Source organism: Polaromonas sp. CG_23.6, assembly GCF_029892315.1.
Classification (GTDB): domain Bacteria; phylum Pseudomonadota; class Gammaproteobacteria; order Burkholderiales; family Burkholderiaceae_C; genus Polaromonas.
Genome location: NZ_JARXUY010000001.1, coordinates 1,879,653 through 1,895,892 on the forward strand (window position 1 = coordinate 1,879,653; position 16,240 = coordinate 1,895,892).

The following is a 16,240-nucleotide window of genomic DNA, read 5'->3' on the forward strand; positions in this document are numbered from 1 at the left end:
TTAACTGCCTACAATTTGTTCACGCAATAAAGATGCCAACCCGGAGCTTGTTCATGGTCAAAAAATCCGTCGCCACCGCGCCTGCTGGTGTTTCGCCCGGCAAGCCGTCCATCGTTTCGTCGGCCCACCTGGTGTCGCCGCGCAGCGCCGAGATGAGCGAGTTCGAGTTTGGCCTGATCGTGGCCGGCAATGCCTTTCACCGCTGGGTGGTGCACTGCATGAGTGCGGCCGGCCTGCCGGACCTGACGCCGCTGGACGTGCTGGTGCTGCACCATGTCACGCACCGCGCGCGCAACAAGCGCCTGGCTGACATCTGCTTCATCATGAATGTCGAAGACACGCATTTGATCAACTATTCGCTCAAGAAACTGCAAAACCTGGGTGTGGTGATCTCAAACAAAAGCGGCAAGGACGTGACCTATGCCTGCACCGAGATGGGGCTGGACCACGTGAACCGCTACCGCGAGATCCGCGAGTCCTGCCTGATCAATGCCCTCAATGCCGACGACGGACTGAACCGCGACATCGGCGAGCTGGCACGCCTGTTGCGCCTGCTGTCGGGCATTTACGACCAGGCGGCGCGCTCGGCTGCCAGCCTTTAGTCCACTCAATCCCTTCACCCTTTTTACCCTCTAGGCACCTCATGGAAAAAAATGGCACCAAGCGCTGGCAGTTCTGGATAGACCGGGGCGGCACATTCACCGATGTGGTCGGCAAGCGCCCTGACGGCTCGCTGGTCACGCACAAACTGCTGAGCGAAAACCCCGAGCAATACCGCGACGCGGCCGTCGCCGGCATTCGCCACCTGCTGGGCTTGAAGGCCGGCGAACCGGTCAGTGCCGAGGTGGTGGAGTGCGTGAAGATGGGCACCACGGTCGCCACCAATGCACTGCTGGAGCGCAAGGGCGAGCCGACGCTGCTGGTCACCACCCGGGGTTTCAGGGATGCGCTGCGCATCGCCTACCAGAACCGTCCGCGCCTGTTTGACCGCCACCTCGTGCTGCCCGAGCTGCTCTACAGCGCCGTGGTTGAAGCCCAGGAGCGCGTCAGCGCGCAGGGTGGCGTACTGCAGCCACTGGACGAAGCGCTATTGAAAGAAGAGCTGCTGGAACAATACCAGAAAGGGCTGCGCAGTGTTGCGATCGTCTTCATGCACGGCTACCGCTTCACCGACCATGAAAAAGCCGCCAAACGTATTGCCCGGGACGTGGGCTTCACGCAGATCAGCACCTCACATGAAACCAGCCCGATGATGAAGTTCGTCAGCCGGGGCGACACCACCGTGGTTGATGCGTATCTGTCGCCCATCCTGCGCCGCTATGTCGAGCAGGTGGCGGCCGAAATGCCCGGCGTGAAGCTGTTCTTCATGCAGTCCTCGGGCGGCTTGAGTGACGCGCATGCGTTCCAGGGAAAAGACGCGATTTTGAGTGGCCCCGCCGGCGGCATCGTCGGCATGGCGCGCACGGCGGCGATTGCGGGCATTGAAAAGGTGATCGGTTTTGACATGGGCGGCACATCGACCGACGTGTCGCACTACGCCGGCGAATTCGAGCGCGAGTTTGAAACCCAGGTGGCCGGCGTGCGCATGCGCGCGCCGATGATGAGCATCCATACCGTGGCGGCCGGCGGTGGCTCGGTGCTGGCGTTTGATGGCGCGCGCTTTCGCGTCGGGCCCGAAAGCGCCGGCGCCAACCCCGGCCCGGCCAGCTACAGGCGCGGCGGGCCGCTGGCCGTGACCGACGCCAACGTGATGGTCGGCAAGGTCCAGCCGCGCTACTTTCCCAAGGTGTTTGGGCCGCAGGCCAATGAATCACTAAGCCTTGAAGCAGTGCATGAAAAGTTCGGCGATCTGGCTGTGCAAACCGGCCGCAGCGCCGAGGACGTGGCCGAGGGCTTCATCAACATCGCCGTGCAGCAGATGGCCAACGCCATCAAGAAAATTTCGGTCGCTCGCGGCTACGACGTGACGCGCTACACGCTGCAGTGTTTTGGCGGCGCGGGCGGACAGCACGCCTGCCTGGTGGCCGATGCGCTGGGCATGACCAAGGTGTTTGTGCATCCGCTGGCCGGTGTCCTGAGCGCCTACGGCATGGGGCTGGCCGACCAGAACGTGATTCGCGAGCAGGCGGTGGAACTCAAGCTGACAGACGCTGCCTTGCCCGAGATTGCCGACGCACTCAAGACGCTGGCCGCCACGGCCGAAGCCGAACTGCAGCGCCAGCAGGTCAGCACGGGCGCCATCACCACGCATCAGCGCGTGCATGTGCGTTACGACGGCAGCGACTCGGCGCTGATCGTGCCGTTTGGCAGTTTGCCGCAGATCGAAGCCGGTTTCGAAGCCGCTTATCGCCAGCGCTTTGCCTTCCTGATGCAAGGCAAGGGCCTGGTCGTCGAAGCCGTGTCGGTCGAGGCGGTGGTGGCGGGCGATGCACCCGCCGAGCCGCGCCACGCGGTGCATGCGCCGCGTGAGGTGCCTCGCCGTGAAACCGTGCGCATGTATTCGGGCGGCCAGTGGCTGGATGCCGCGCTGGTCGTGCGCGAAGACCTGCAGCCGGGCGACACCATTGCCGGCCCGGCCATCATTGCCGAGCAGAACGCCACCACCGTGGTCGAGCCCGGCTGGGAAGCGAATCTGACGTCGTTTGACCACCTGGTGCTTGACCGGCGGGTGCCGCGCGCTATCAAATTTGCAGTTGGCACGACGGTCGACCCGGTGCTGCTGGAGGTGTTCAACAACCTGTTCATGAACATTGCCGAGCAGATGGGGCTGCAGCTGCAAAACACGGCCTACTCGGTCAACATCAAGGAGCGGCTGGACTTCAGTTGCGCGCTGTTCGATACCGAAGGCAACCTGATCGCCAACGCACCGCACATGCCGGTGCACCTGGGCTCGATGGGCGAGAGCATCAAGACCGTGATCCGCGAGAACGCCGGCAAGATGCAGCCCGGCGATGTCTATGTGCTGAACGACCCCTACCACGGCGGCACGCACCTGCCTGACATCACCGTCATCACGCCGGTGTACCTGAATGAGTCCGCCGAGCCCACGTTCTACGTTGGCAGCCGTGGCCACCATGCCGACATTGGCGGCATCACGCCAGGTTCGATGCCGCCGTTTTCCACGCGCATCGAAGAAGAAGGCGTGCAGATCAACAACGTCAAGCTGGTGGACCGTGGCGTGTTGCGCGAGGCCGAAATGGTGGCGCTGCTGGAAAGCGGCGAATACCCGTCACGCAACCCGGCCCAGAACATGGCCGACCTGAAAGCCCAGATTGCCGCCAATGAAAAAGGCGTGCAGGAACTGCGCAAGATGGTCGCGCAATTCAGCCTGGATGTGGTTCTGGCCTACATGAACCATGTGCAGGACAACGCCGAAGAGTCGGTGCGCCGCGTCATCACGCGCTTGAAAGACGGTGCGTTCACGCTGCCGCTGGACAACGGCGCGCAGATCCAGGTGGCGATTCGCGTCGACACAGACAAGCGCAGCGCCGAGATCGACTTCACCGGCACGTCGGCGCAGCAGACCAACAACTTCAACGCGCCGACGGCGGTCTGCATGGCCGCCGTGCTGTATGTGTTCCGCACACTGGTCGATGACGACATTCCACTGAACGCCGGTTGCCTCAAGCCGCTGAAAGTGATCATCCCGGCGGGCTCGATGCTGAACCCGAACCCGCCGGCGTCGGTGGTGGCGGGCAACGTGGAAACGTCGAGCTGCATCACCAACGCGCTGTATGGCGCACTGGGCGTGATGGCCGCCAGCCAGTGCACGATGAACAATTTCACCTTCGGCAACGACCAGCACCAGTACTACGAAACCATCTCGGGTGGCAGCGGCGCGGGTGACGGCTTTGACGGCACCAGCGTGGTGCAGACCCACATGACCAACTCGCGCCTGACCGACCCGGAAGTGCTGGAATTCCGCTTTCCGGTGCGGCTGGAAAGCTACGAGATTCGCCAGGGTTCGGGCGGTGCAGGCCAGTGGCACGGCGGCAATGGTGGCGTGCGCCGGGTCAGGTTCCTCGAAGCCATGACGGCCAGCATCTTGTCGAACGGCCGAAAACACGGCGCCTTCGGCATGGCTGGCGGCGAGGCGGGGCAGGTCGGTCAAAACACTGTGGTGCGGGCCGATGGCCAAATCGAAGCACTGGCGCATATCGGCCAGGCCGAGATGCGGCCAGGCGACATATTCGAGATTCACACGCCGGGCGGCGGCGGCTTCGGCAAGCCTTGACGCGCGGTTGGCTGGTGCCTTTCCCGCGTGAAATTTATGGCAATTACTCAGTTCCCTCGAAGCTCTCCGTAATCTCTTTTGTCATTGCGGACTTGAAGAGCCTGCCCCGGACTTGATCCGGGGCAATCCATGACCCCGTTTGGGGAGAAGTCATGGTTCCCAGGTGCTGAAACCCCGGGCTTGATCCGGGGCCGGGATGACAGAGGCTGACTTCATTGCGCTTTAAACTGAAAAGCGATCTGAGTAGTTTAAATTTATGAATGAAATAGCGCTTTAGCGCTTATGTAGCGGGATCAAGCAGCTATTAATTCAGGAGTTTTAAATCAGCGCTGCGTTTCCAGATAGCTGCTGCCTTGCCTCGGTGTCCTGCAGGCAAGGCTCTGTGCGGCTGTAAAACGCCTCCAGTCCAGAACCGTTCAACTCGGCCATTGGCAGGTCGAAATCGATACCGCCGTTTTTCATGCCGATGACGCGATTGGCCAGCAAGGGCAGCAGGGCAGGGTTGTGCACGACGCAAACCAGAGTCGCGCCCGCGCTGGCTTCGACCAGCAGTTGGCAGACCTCGCGGGCTGCCGCCGGGTCGAGTGCGGCGGTCGGCTCGTCGGCAAGAATCAGGCGGGGCCGCTGCATCAGCAATCGGGCCAGGGCAACTTTTTGGCGTTCGCCGCCCGACAGCGCGTCGGTGCGCGTACCGGCCCGCTGGATCAGGCCGACAGCCCTCAGCGCTGTTTCTGCGGCCGCGACCTCGTGCGGCGCAAAGCAACGTGTCCAGCCGCGCCAGCCGCGCGTGCGGCCAAGGCAGCCGATCAGCACATTTTCCAGGACGCTCAAGCGCTCCACCGGGTGCAGGTCCTGCATGATTTGGCCTACTTCACAGCGCAATGCGCGCATGCCTTGCGCCGAAAGGGGCACGGCCAGCGACCGGCCCAGCACGACCCATTTCGTTATACACAACTCCGGCAAAATTCTCCTCAAGAAAGATTTGAAGGAAAACGATGGGCTGGGCAGGCACTGAATTTGAGACGATAGACTTGGGCGATGAGCGGCGCAACAAGCGGGCCATCCGGCTGGTGGAGCGCTTGAGCGCCCAGCCCATGGCGAGCGTGCCGCAAGCCTGCGGGGACTGGGCCGACACCATGGCGGCGTACCGGTTCTTCGGCAACGAGGAAGTCGATTGGCGTGCGATTTTGGGCGCGCACACGGACTGCGCCAAGACGCGCATGGCCGGGCACGAGGTGGTGCTGTGCATTCAGGACACGACCGAGCTGGACTTCAACGGGCAGGAGGCCAGCGGCCTGGGGCCGCTGAGCTATGAAGCGCAGCGCGGCATGTACGCGCATCCGACCTACGCCGTGTCGACTTCGCGCGAACCGCTGGGCGTGCTCGACGCGTGGATGTGGGCACGCGAACCCAAAAACAAGGACGGCAGCCGCCCCGGCATCAAGGAGAGTGTGCGCTGGGTGGAAGGTTACGAGCGGCTGGCCGAAATGGCCGCCGAGTTGTCCGGCACCCGGTTGGTGTACCTGGCTGACCGCGAGGCCGACATCATGGAGTTGATGCGGCGCGCGTGCGCGCTGGGCACGCCTGTGGACTGGCTGCTGCGCTCCCAACACAACCGCACCATGTCCAGCGGCGACAAACTCTGGATCTCTGTGTTACAAAGCGAGCCTCTGGGCGAAATACGCTTTGTAATGGCCTCGCGCAAGGGCCAGCGCGCCCGTGAAGTGGTCCAGCAGGTGTGGGCGCAAATGCTCGAACTGCCCGATGGCAAAGGCCACTTTGTGCAGGCCAGTTGCATCGTGGCCAAGGAAATGCAGCCTGCCGCAGGCGACAAGCCTGTCGAGTGGCGGCTGCTGACCAATCTACCGGTGCAGAGCCTGGAGCAGGCCGCGCGCATGATTGACTGGTACCGGGCCCGCTGGGAAATCGAGATGTTCTTTCATGTCCTGAAGAACGGCTGCCGCATCGAGGCGCTGCAACTGGGAAGCATCGAGAAGATTGAGCGCGCGCTGGTGCTGTACATGGTGGTGGCCTGGCGTATCGCCCGGCTGATGCGGCTGGGGCGAAGTTGCCCGGACCTGGATGCCCAGTTGATGTTCGAGCCCGATGAGTGGAAAGCAGCCTACATCCTGAACAAGCAGAAGCTGCCAAGCAAGCCGCCCACGCTCAACGAGGTGGTGCGCTTGGTTGCCAGACTCGGTGGCTTTCTAGCGCGCACGGGTGATGGTGAGCCGGGCGTGAAAACCATCTGGTTGGGCATGCAGCGCATTCTGGACTTTGCCGCCGGCATCAGGTTCTCACGCGAGCTTCAGGCTCAGGGGACTTGTGTATAACGAAATGAGCACGACCACCTGCCCTGCGGCCGGGCGCACAAAACCGCTGATCAGGCGAAGCAGCGTGGATTTGCCCGCGCCATTCGGTCCGACGATGGCAACACGTTCGCCCAGGTTGATCTCCAGGTGCTTGATCTGCAGGCTCATCGGTCCGCCTGTGGGGCAGCGGACATCGTCCAGAAGCACCACGGCAGCCCGGCTCATGAGAGCGCCTTGCGGATGCGCCGGCTCAGCGCATCGAAGCTTGACACCAGCAGGACGATCACGATCAACACCGTCGACAGCCGGCCCCATTGAAACAAAGAGGTTGCCTCGGTGATGAGCAAGCCCAGCCCGCCTGCGCCGATGACGCCAAGAATGGTGGAGTCGCGAATGTTGAACTCCCAGATGTACAGGTGACTGGCGACAAACTGCGGCAATGCGGCGGGCCACACCGCATTGAAAAAGACCTGCGCGGGCGATGCACCCACGCTGCGCACCGCTTCGATCGCCGCCATGTCCAGCGCTTCGATGGATTCAGCAAACAGTTTTCCGTAGGTGCCCATGGAGTGAAAGGCAATTGCCAGTATTCCCGCCGTGGGTCCAAGTCCGACAATGCCGACCAGCACCAGACCGAAAACCAGCGTGTGGACAGCCCGTGCGATGTCGAGAATGCCTTTGGCCGGCAGGCGCAAAAAGCGGGGCGCGGCCAGGTTGCGGGCGGTGAGTACGCCCAGGGGCAACGCCAGCGCGGCACCCAATAATGAGCCGAGTGTCGCGATGCGAAAGGTGGTCCAGGTGGCGCTGGCCAGCCCCGACAGGTAATTTGCCTCGACGTCCTGCCGGTTTTCCACCCGCAAGACCGTGCCGTCGTCGCTGCGGTATTCAAGGCTAGTGTTGCCAAACCAGACATCGAGAAAACTGGGATGGGCAAATTCGCCTGCCGTTCGAATCAGGTTTTCCAGCGGCCTTCGGCCCAATGACAACTCGCCTTCCGCCATGAAGGTGGCCAGGCAACCAGCCACCAAAATGGCATACACCACGGCCAGTGTCAGAAAACCAATACGGCCGGCAAAGACCCGTGAAATCCGATGCCACATGCTTATTTGGTCTGCAATTTTCCGGTGGCCAGTCCGGCATCCCGGATTGGCTTGTAAAAGGCGTTGTCACGGCTCACAAACCCCGTGTAGTGCGGCGGCAGCAAGTCGGGCTGGACCTTGAGTTGATCCCCGATGCCTGCAAGCGCCTGCTGAAGGCGAACCACGAAGCCTTTGTCGCCTGCCAGCTGTCTGCTGACGGCGAAGGCGTCGTTGGGCAGCGGCGCGGACTGCCAGATGATGCGCGATGCATCGGCCTTGATCAGCCCTTGCTCGATCATTGCGTTGCGATTGCGGTTGTAGTCGGCACCGGCATCCAGCGCGCCCCGGGTGACTTGCGTCTCTATGGCTTGATGGCTGGTGTACAGAACCTTGCTGAAATAGGTTTCAGGGTCAATCCCCTGCGTCATGAAGTAGTGCAGGGGGATCAGATAGCCGGAAGTGGAGCCTTTATCGCCAAAGGCGAAGGTGCGGCCTTTCAGGTCTTTGGGGCTCTTGATGCCCGAATCGGGGTGGGTGACCATGATGCCGAAATACTCCGGCTTGCCGTCGTAGAGGATGGTGGAAACCACCTGGGCACCGGCTTGCTGGTTGGCCAGCACGTAGCCCCACGGTCCCATCAGGGCCAGGTCGGTTTCACCACTGGCGAGCGATTTGGCAAGGCCTTCCCAGCTGTCGACGGTGCGCAATTCGACCGTGCGCCCGAGCTTGTCCGCGAGATACGCGGCCAATGGACGGTAGGTGGCGTCGTTTTTGTCCTTGTTGGGCTGGAAAAGTCCAACTCCGAGTTTCAGCGGTTCCTCGGCCATGGCGCTCGCCGCGGTGAACCCGAAAAACAGGGTGATGATGAGTTGGGTGATGACGCGCATGGGCTGACTCCAGATGAAAAAAAGAACGGTAATCCGGCAGGATGGGGTGAGCAGATAATTTTCTGCTGGAATGAAAACGCTATGGAAAACGAAGCGGCTAATGCCCGTATTTATTGCGCCAAGGGCTTGTTGTTTTCAAGGAATGGCGGATTCGTGAAAGCCGCGGGCAGGTGTGCCAGGTCTGCCGGCTCGTCGATGTCATGCAACTGCGGGCCTTGCCACACACGCAGGCCCAGGCTTGCCATGCGGCGCAGGGTTTCGGCCGCCACCACCGGCGTGCTCCAGGCCATGTCGGTGAACAGGCCGGGGCAGGGCGCCCGCAAACCAATCAGCACATAGCCGCCATCGGCCACCGGCACCACTACGGCGTCGTGTTGTTCGAGCTGGCGGCCGGCTTCGGCGATGTGGGCGCTGCTCAGCGCCGGGCAGTCCGTGCCCATCAGCAGGACCGGACCCTGCTGCTGCGCCAAGGCACGGGCCATTGCCCGGCCCATGCGCGCGCCGAGGTCACCGTCGCCCTGATCGCTGCGCTCGATGGCGAGGGGCAACGCTACTGCATGCCATGCTGCATCGGACGGCGCCGGGCTCATGCACAACTCCACCGCCTGCACGTTTGCAGCCAGTGCCTGTGACAGCGTGTGGCACAGCATGCGCCGCGCCAGGGTTGCCGCGCCCTCGGCTCCCAAAGCCGGAATCAGCCGTGTCTTGGCCACTCCGGCCTGCGGCACCTTGGCAAACACCACCAGACGGGTCATGGCCGCATCACCGGTACAGCGCGGCCAGCCGCTCGGGCGTCGAACCGCGCCAGTAGGCCAGGCGCAGTCGCCACATCAGCAGCACCGTGCGCCACACGCCCTGCGTTTCCCAGCGCCGGCCCGAGGTGATGGCGCGTGCGCGCAGGCAGGCAGGACGCGAAATTTTCAGCAGCCGGGTTGACATCTCGATGTCTTCCATCAGCGGCTGGACCGGGAATCCGCCGACGGCGTCGAATGCGGCGCGGGTCATGAACAGCGCCTGATCGCCGGTCGCAATGTCGGTCAAGCGCGAGCGCCAGTTCATGAATGCGGCAATCACGCGCAGCATTCGGGGCCGGCCTTCAATGCACACATCAAAACGACCCCAGACTTGCGCGCCGTTGGCAAGTGCCAGGGTAATCAAGCGGTCGGCCTCTGGCGGCAGCCGGGTGTCGGCATGCAGGAACAGCAGGATGCCTCCGTTGGCCTTCTGAGCGCCCGCGTTCATCTGCAGCGCACGGCCGCGCGGGGCGTGGACTACTTGCGCGCCGCCAGCCTGCGCCAAAGTTGCAGTGCCATCAACGCTGCCGCCGTCAGCCACCAGCAGTTGCGCGCCGCGTGCCGCCATTGGCGCCAGTGCCTGCAGTGTGGCCGACATGCCAGCCGCCTCGTTCAGGGCAGGAATCACCACGGACAGGCGGACGGGCGTCATGGCGCGTTCAGTGTTCCAGCGCGCCGCCACAGCTGCTGCCCTGGCCGGCCGTGCAGCCGTAGCAGTGTCCCGCCACACGGATGGCTTTGCCGTCCAGGCTGGTCGTCAGCAGGTCGCGCAAATGCCTTTGTACGCCGGAGTTGCCCAGTGGCAGGCCGAGCTGCTGGTTGAAGTCGCAGTCCGACAGCCAGCCTTGGTAGTCGACGCTGACCGTGCTGCGGCACATCACGCCGGGCAGGTTCTGCGGCTGGTAGCTGCTTTTGAGCAGCTCCATGTAGCTGTCAAACGAGCCCTTGGACACCAGCGTGGAGCCAAAGCGCTGGATCGGCATGTTGGTCAGCGCAAACAACTCGTTGAAGACGATGCCGAAATGGGCCAGCAACTCGCGCTTGTAATCGGCTTGCAACGTTTGCTGCTCGGGCGGCAGCGAAGCGCCCTGCGGGTTGTAAACCAGGTTCAGCACCAGGCCCGAGCCGGGTTGCCCATAGCCCAGTGCATTGAGCTGCTGCAGCGCGGCAATGCTCAGGTCAAACACGCCGTCGCCGCGCTGCTTGTCGACGTTGGCGGCTGAATAGCAGGGCATGGAGGCCACAACCTCGACTTGCTGATCGGCCAGGAATTGCGCCAGATCTTGCTGGCCCGGCTCGAAAAGGATCGTCAGGTTGCAGCGGTCGATGACGCGCACGCCTTGCGCCCGCGCAGCGCGCACCAGGCCGCGAAAACCGTCGTGCAACTCGGGCGCACCGCCGGTCAGGTCCAGCGTGGAAAGGCCGCGCGCCGTCAGCACTTCGGGAATCAGGGCCATGGTGTCCGCGTCCATCATCTCGGTGCGGTTGGGCCCGGCGTTGACGTGACAGTGCACGCAACTCTGGTTGCATTTGTAGCCCAGGTTGACCTGCAGCGTGTCTAGACGCGAGCGGTCAATCGCCGGGAACTGGATTTTTTTGAGCAGGGGTAAGGTGGCGTGCATAAGTCTATGGGTCGTTGAGCGGCCGAAAAGTTCAGCCCAGCAATGCAGAAAGGCGCGCACGCACCTCGGGCGCCATGGCGTCAGGCTGGGTCACCAGCGCGTTTTTAAGGGCCGTGTGCGCTTCACTCGCAGGCTGCCTGGCGCCCAGCAGCCGAATGGCTTCACTGGCAACCTGCTGTGCCCGGCCGGCGTTCTTGAACAGGTTGGCCAGCGCCATGTCGGCGCTCACATGCGCCTCGCGCGGGTGCCAGCAGTCAAAGTCGGTCACCAGTGCCAGCGTGGTGTAGGCGATTTGCGCCTCACGGGCCAGCTTGGCTTCGGGCATGTTGGTCATGCCGATCACGCCGCCGCCCATGCTGCGGTACCAGTTCGATTCAGCCAGGCTGGAAAATTGCGGGCCTTCAATGCACACATAGGTACCGCCTTCGTGCAGCGTCACGCCGTGGCCGGGCGCCTCGAGTGCCAGAACGTTGCGCACTGCCTGCGCCAGCACGCCGGCGGTTGCCGGGCAGACCGGTTGCGCCATCGACACATGGGCCACCGCGCCCTGGCCAAAAAATGTGCTTTCGCGGCGTTTGGTCAGGTCAATGAACTGGTCGGGCAGCACCATGTCGAGTGGCCGGAAGTCTTCTTTCAGTGAACCCACGGCCGACACCGACAGCAGGTAGCGCACGCCCAACTGCTTCATTGCATGGATGTTGGCGCGGTAGGGCACTTCAAAGGGCAGCAGACGGTGGCCGCGCGCATGCCGGGCCAGGAAAGCCACCGGTACGCCATGCACACGGCCGGTGACCAGCACGTCGGACGGAGCGCCAAACGGCGTGCTGATAACCTGCTCTTGCGCGCCTTCCAGCGCGTCCATCTGGTAAAGACCGCTGCCTCCGATGATGCCGACCAATGCCTGGTTCATGCTTTGAATTCCTGTTTGAAGTGTGGCCGTTTCAGCGTTCTGAGACGGAGTATGTGTCGGTTCGCCTTTAATTCTGTCCGAGTTGTCAAGCAGCAGGCGGCTCCTGGGATAAAGTCCCTTTGCTCTGTTGGCAGGCGAACTGGACTTCCTCCTACACGGAGAATCGTTTTTTTTTGTAAAAATCACCTCTTGGTCCGACGCAAAAAAAGAATAAACCTCAAGGATCACCGTGAATCTGCGCAAACTTCTGATCGCCGCCTTGCTGCTGGCCGCCATCATCGCTTTTTTCGTACTGGACCTGGGCCGCTATTTCAGCCTGGCGTTCATCAAGGACAGCCAGGCATCGTTCACGACGCTGTTCAACGAACGGCCGGTGATGGTGACGCTGGTATTTTTTGCGGTCTATGTGGCCGTGACTGCGCTGTCGTTGCCGGGAGCCGCCATTTTGACGCTGGCAGGCGGTGCCAGTTTCGGGCTGGTTCTGGGCACAGTGGTGGTGTCGCTGGCTTCGACCCTGGGTGCCACGCTGGCCATGCTGGTGGCGCGCTACCTGCTACGAGATACGATTCAGGCGCGCTTTGGCCGGCGCCTGGATGACATCAACAAGGGCATTGAAAAAGAAGGCGCTTTCTATCTTTTTTCCCTGCGCCTGATCCCGGTTGTGCCGTTTTTTGCACTCAATTTGCTCATGGGCTTGACGCGCATCAAGGTCTGGACTTACTTCTGGGTCAGCCAGGTTGGCATGTTCGCCGGCACCGTGGCCTATGTGAACGCAGGCACGCAAATCGCCAAGATCGACTCGCTGCAGTCGATCTTGTCGCCGGGGCTGATTGGCTCATTCGTGCTGCTGGGGCTGCTGCCGCTGGCGGTCAGCAAGGTGCTGGCGCTGGTCAAGCGCCGCAAGGTGTATGCGCGCTGGAAGGGCGTGAAACCGTCAAGTTTTGACCGCAACCTGGTGGTGATTGGCGCCGGCGCGGGCGGGCTGGTGTCGGCCTACATTGCCGCCGTGGTCAAGGCCAGGGTGACGCTGGTGGAAGCGCACAAGATGGGCGGCGACTGCCTGAACTACGGCTGCGTGCCGTCCAAGGCCTTGATCCGCAGCGCCAAGCTGGCGCAGCAGATGCGGCACGGTGCCAACTATGGCTTGAGCAACGTCACGCCAGAGTTCAGCTTCAAGGCCATCATGCAGCGGATTCAGGATGTGATCCGTGCCATTGCCCCACACGACAGCGTCGAGCGCTACACCAGCCTGGGCGTCGAAGTGCTTCAGGGCCACGCCCGCATCGTCAACCCGTGGACGGTGGAAATTGCGCTGAACGGTGGCGGCACGCAAACGCTGACCACCCGCAGCATCGTGATCGCTGCCGGCGCCCGGCCATTCGTGCCGCCGCTGCCCGGTCTGGACGACGTGGGTTATGTCACCAGCGACACGCTGTGGGACGTGTTTGCCCAGCTGGACGCCGTGCCGCGACGCCTGGTGATACTGGGTGGTGGGCCGATTGGCTGCGAACTGGCGCAGGCCTTTGCGCGGCTGGGCGCTGAGGTCAAGCAGGTGGAAATGGCGCCGCGCCTGATGGGCCGTGAGGACGAAGAAGTGTCTGCGCTGGTCCGCGATGCACTGGCTGCCGACGGCGTGCAGGTGCTGACCGGCCACAAGGCGCTGCGCTGCGAGAAAATGGGCGACGTCAAAACCCTGTGGGTGACGCACCAGGACCAGGAAATCGCCATTGAATTCGACCAGCTGATCTGCGCCGTCGGCCGCGCGGCGCGCCTGACCGGTTACGGCCTTGAAGAGCTCGGCATTTCGACCGAACGCACGGTGCCCACCAACGACTATTTGCAGACCATCTACCCCAATATCTATGCGGCTGGCGACGTGGCCGGGCCTTACCAGCTGACGCACGTGGCGGCCCACCAGGCGTGGTACGCCGCGGTCAATGCGCTGTTTGGCGAGTTCAGGCTGTTCAAGGCCGACTACTCGGTGATTCCGTGGACCACTTTCATTGACCCGGAAGTCGCGCGCGTGGGCTTGAGCGAAGCCGAGGCGACCGAAAAAGGCGTGGCTTACGAGGTCACGAAATACAACATCGACGACCTGGACCGCGCCATTGCCGACAGCGAAGCGCGCGGTTTCGTCAAAGTGCTGACCGTGCCGGGCAAGGACAAAATCCTTGGCGTCACCATCGTCGGCACCCACGCCGGCGATTTGCTGGCCGAGTACGTGCTGGCAATGCGGCACGGGCTGGGGCTGAACAAGATTCTCTCGACCATTCACACCTACCCAACGCTGTCGGAAGCCAATAAGTACGCAGCCGGTGAGTGGAAGCGTGCGCACCAACCCGTGCGGCTGCTTGAATGGGTGCGTAAATACCACGACTGGAAACGAAGCTGACATGACACTGCATCCCGCCACAAGGCGCATACCTTATTTTTCAAGCGCTACTATTTTCATAGCTGCAAGTGCCCTGTGGATATGCCCGAATCCGGTATTTGCTCAAGATTCTGTCGCAATGACGGCGAATCTGCATCCTTTCTCATCCGCCAGCGGTACGGTGCCACCATCACCCTGGCGCGTGGTTGGCCTGCCCAAGGTAGCCAAACCGCCCACCCGCTTTGACCTGGTGCCCATGGACGGCCGCCCGGTATTGCGGGTGCAGACTGACCATTCCTATGCCAATTTGGTGCATGACTTGCCAGACCTTGCATTGGTGCCTGGCATGAAACTGCGCTGGCGCTGGCGGCTTGACCAACCGCTGCGCGGCACCGACCTGCGGCAAAAATCCGGCGATGACACGCCGCTCAAGGTCTGCGCCCTGTTCAACATGCCGCTGGAGCAGCTTGGCTTTGTCGAGCGCAACATGATGCGGGTTGCCCGCTCGGTGAGTGGCGAAAACCTGCCAGCCGCCACCTTGTGCTATGTCTGGGACGCCAGCCTGCCGGCCGGCACCCTGCTCGACAACGCCTACACGCACCGCATGCGCATGATCGTGGCTGACAGCGGCGAGCAGCATCTGGGCCAATGGATCACGCACTCGCAAGACCTGGCCGCTGATTTCCAACGCGCCTTCGGTCAGGAGTCCGCAACCTTGCCGCCCTTGCAAAGCCTGCTGGTAGGCGGCGATTCGGACAACACCGGCGGCCAAAGTCTGGGTTACGTGGGCGATGTCACGCTGTCCCCATGACCCAGGCTGCAAGCAAAGCCAAGCCTGCTGAAGACGCAGGCCTTTTCTCGGCAAGCGCTGCGCCAGCCGTCAAGCGGCATCTGGTGCTGCTGGGCGCCGGCCATGCGCACGTGCATGTGCTGCAAGGCCTGGCGCAAGACCGGCCGGCCGATCTGGCCATCACGGTGGTCGCGCCACATGCGCGCCAGCTGTATTCCGGCATGGTGCCGGGGTTTGTCGCCGGGCATTACACGCTGGACAACTGCATGATTCCGCTTGAGGGGCTGCTTGCCCGCTGCGGCGCGCGCTATGTGCAAGGCAGTGCGGCGGGCATTAATGCTGAAGCGCGCAGCGTGACCCTGGCCAGTGGCGCGACCCTGCCTTACGACTGGCTGAGCCTGAACACCGGCCCGGTCATGGACCGCCAACAGATTGAGGAAAAAATGCCCGGCGCGCGAGAGCATGCCTTGTTCGTGCGACCCATCGAAGCCTTCGGCCAGCTCTGGCCCCGGGTGATGGCGGTGGCGCGACAGAAAAAAATTCACTTGGTGGTGGTGGGCGCAGGTGCGGCGGGGCTGGAACTGGCCATGGCCGCTGCCCATGCGTTAAAAGGTGCGTCGTTTGCGCCGGGCAGCCGGGTGACATTGCTCAGTGGCGCGAATCCGCCGGGTGCCAGTTACACGGCTGGCGTGCAGCGCCGCCTTGCCAAGGCCTTGCAACGCCTTCGGATCGAGGTGCTGCCAGAGACCTGCGTCGGGCTGGATTCAGGCTGCATCAAGCTGGGCAGCGGCCAGCGCCTGGCTTGCGATGTGCCGTTGCTGGCCTTGGGCGCTCAGGCGCCGGCATGGCTGGCTGGCACCGGACTGGCCCTTGACGAAGGGGGCTTTGTGGCGGTCAACGGCTTTCAGCAAAGCACCAGCCATCCGGCGGTATTTGCTGCTGGCGATGTGGCCAGCCGCGTTGATGCGCCGCATCCGCGAAGCGGTGTGTACGCGGTGCGCGCCGGTCCGCCACTGCTGGCCAATTTGCGCGCCGCATGGCAAGGCCGGCCGCTCAAGCCCTATGCACCGCAAAAGCGCACGCTCAACCTGCTGTCATGCGGCGGTCGCCATGCAATTGCCGTGTGGGGCGGCCTTAGCGTCGAAGGCGCCTGGGTCTGGCGCTGGAAAGACCGGATTGACCGCAAGTTTGTGGCGGACTACGCCGTTTAAGCCAAGATTCAAGAGTCAAATAAGCTTGTA

The 16,240-nt window shown here is 62.8% G+C and carries 14 protein-coding genes; 6 read left to right on the forward strand and 8 right to left on the reverse strand.

Annotated elements, in window-relative coordinates; translation table 11 throughout:
• Nucleotides 1-53: 53 nt before the first annotated feature.
• The gene (locus H4V98_RS08875; protein ID WP_196862836.1) at nt 54-602 is read left to right on the forward strand and encodes a winged helix DNA-binding protein; all 549 of its coding nucleotides are present in this window, start codon (nt 54-56) and stop codon (nt 600-602) included.
• Nucleotides 603-643: 41 nt separating this feature from the next.
• Nucleotides 644-4,234, forward strand: coding sequence for a hydantoinase B/oxoprolinase family protein (locus H4V98_RS08880; RefSeq protein WP_196862835.1), 3,591 nt, complete (start codon nt 644-646; stop codon nt 4,232-4,234).
• Nucleotides 4,235-4,552: 318 nt separating this feature from the next.
• On the opposite strand, the gene H4V98_RS08885 is transcribed toward H4V98_RS08880, so the two are convergent.
• Nucleotides 4,553-5,167, reverse strand: coding sequence for an ATP-binding cassette domain-containing protein (locus tag H4V98_RS08885; protein ID WP_348535231.1), 615 nt, complete (start codon nt 5,165-5,167; stop codon nt 4,553-4,555).
• Nucleotides 5,168-5,229: 62 nt separating this feature from the next.
• Between H4V98_RS08885 and H4V98_RS08890 the strand changes: the two genes are divergently transcribed.
• Nucleotides 5,230-6,567 carry an IS4 family transposase gene (locus H4V98_RS08890; RefSeq protein ID WP_280757450.1) on the forward strand — a complete coding sequence of 446 codons (1,338 nt, stop codon included), beginning with the start codon at nt 5,230-5,232 and terminating at the stop codon, nt 6,565-6,567.
• Here H4V98_RS08890 and H4V98_RS08895 read toward each other — a convergent pair.
• The 7 genes from H4V98_RS08895 to mtnP form a co-directional block, all read right to left on the reverse strand.
• Nucleotides 6,532-6,771, reverse strand: a complete 240-nt coding sequence (locus tag H4V98_RS08895; RefSeq protein WP_280757451.1) for an ATP-binding cassette domain-containing protein — start codon at nt 6,769-6,771, stop codon at nt 6,532-6,534. The two genes, H4V98_RS08890 and H4V98_RS08895, sit on opposite strands and share 36 nt — an antisense overlap.
• A complete protein-coding gene (gene phnE, locus H4V98_RS08900) occupies nt 6,768-7,646 on the reverse strand; it encodes a phosphonate ABC transporter, permease protein PhnE (RefSeq protein WP_196862834.1) in 879 nt (292 codons plus the stop codon). The genes H4V98_RS08895 and phnE overlap by 4 nt, the downstream gene beginning before the upstream one ends.
• Nucleotides 7,647-7,648: 2 nt before the next feature.
• Complete coding sequence (locus H4V98_RS08905; RefSeq protein ID WP_196862833.1) at nt 7,649-8,512, reverse strand: phosphate/phosphite/phosphonate ABC transporter substrate-binding protein; 864 nt, start codon at nt 8,510-8,512, stop codon at nt 7,649-7,651.
• Between the two features lie 110 nt (nt 8,513-8,622).
• A complete protein-coding gene (locus tag H4V98_RS08910) occupies nt 8,623-9,267 on the reverse strand; it encodes a TIGR04282 family arsenosugar biosynthesis glycosyltransferase (protein WP_196862832.1) in 645 nt (214 codons plus the stop codon).
• Between the two features lie 7 nt (nt 9,268-9,274).
• Nucleotides 9,275-9,958 (reverse strand): TIGR04283 family arsenosugar biosynthesis glycosyltransferase, encoded by a 684-nt coding sequence (locus H4V98_RS08915; protein ID WP_196862831.1) that lies wholly within the window; start codon nt 9,956-9,958, stop codon nt 9,275-9,277.
• Nucleotides 9,959-9,965: 7 nt separating this feature from the next.
• The gene (gene arsS / locus H4V98_RS08920; RefSeq protein ID WP_196862830.1) at nt 9,966-10,928 is read right to left on the reverse strand and encodes an arsenosugar biosynthesis radical SAM (seleno)protein ArsS; all 963 of its coding nucleotides are present in this window, start codon (nt 10,926-10,928) and stop codon (nt 9,966-9,968) included.
• 31 nt (nt 10,929-10,959) lie between these two features.
• Nucleotides 10,960-11,838 (reverse strand): S-methyl-5'-thioadenosine phosphorylase, encoded by an 879-nt coding sequence (mtnP, locus tag H4V98_RS08925; protein WP_196862829.1) that lies wholly within the window; start codon nt 11,836-11,838, stop codon nt 10,960-10,962.
• A gap of 229 nt (nt 11,839-12,067) precedes the next feature.
• On the opposite strand from mtnP, the gene H4V98_RS08930 reads away from it, so the two are divergent.
• The 3 genes from H4V98_RS08930 (at nt 12,068) to H4V98_RS08940 (ending at nt 16,210) form a co-directional block, all read left to right on the forward strand.
• The gene (locus H4V98_RS08930; protein ID WP_196862828.1) at nt 12,068-14,230 is read left to right on the forward strand and encodes a bifunctional TVP38/TMEM64 family protein/FAD-dependent oxidoreductase; all 2,163 of its coding nucleotides are present in this window, start codon (nt 12,068-12,070) and stop codon (nt 14,228-14,230) included.
• Between the two features lie 118 nt (nt 14,231-14,348).
• Nucleotides 14,349-15,020 (forward strand): DUF3047 domain-containing protein, encoded by a 672-nt coding sequence (locus H4V98_RS08935; RefSeq protein ID WP_196862827.1) that lies wholly within the window; start codon nt 14,349-14,351, stop codon nt 15,018-15,020.
• On the forward strand, nt 15,017-16,210 hold the full coding sequence (locus H4V98_RS08940; protein WP_196862826.1) for an FAD-dependent oxidoreductase: 1,194 nt from the start codon (nt 15,017-15,019) through the stop codon (nt 16,208-16,210). Before H4V98_RS08935 ends, H4V98_RS08940 begins: the two co-directional genes overlap by 4 nt.
• Nucleotides 16,211-16,240: the final 30 nt, after the last annotated feature.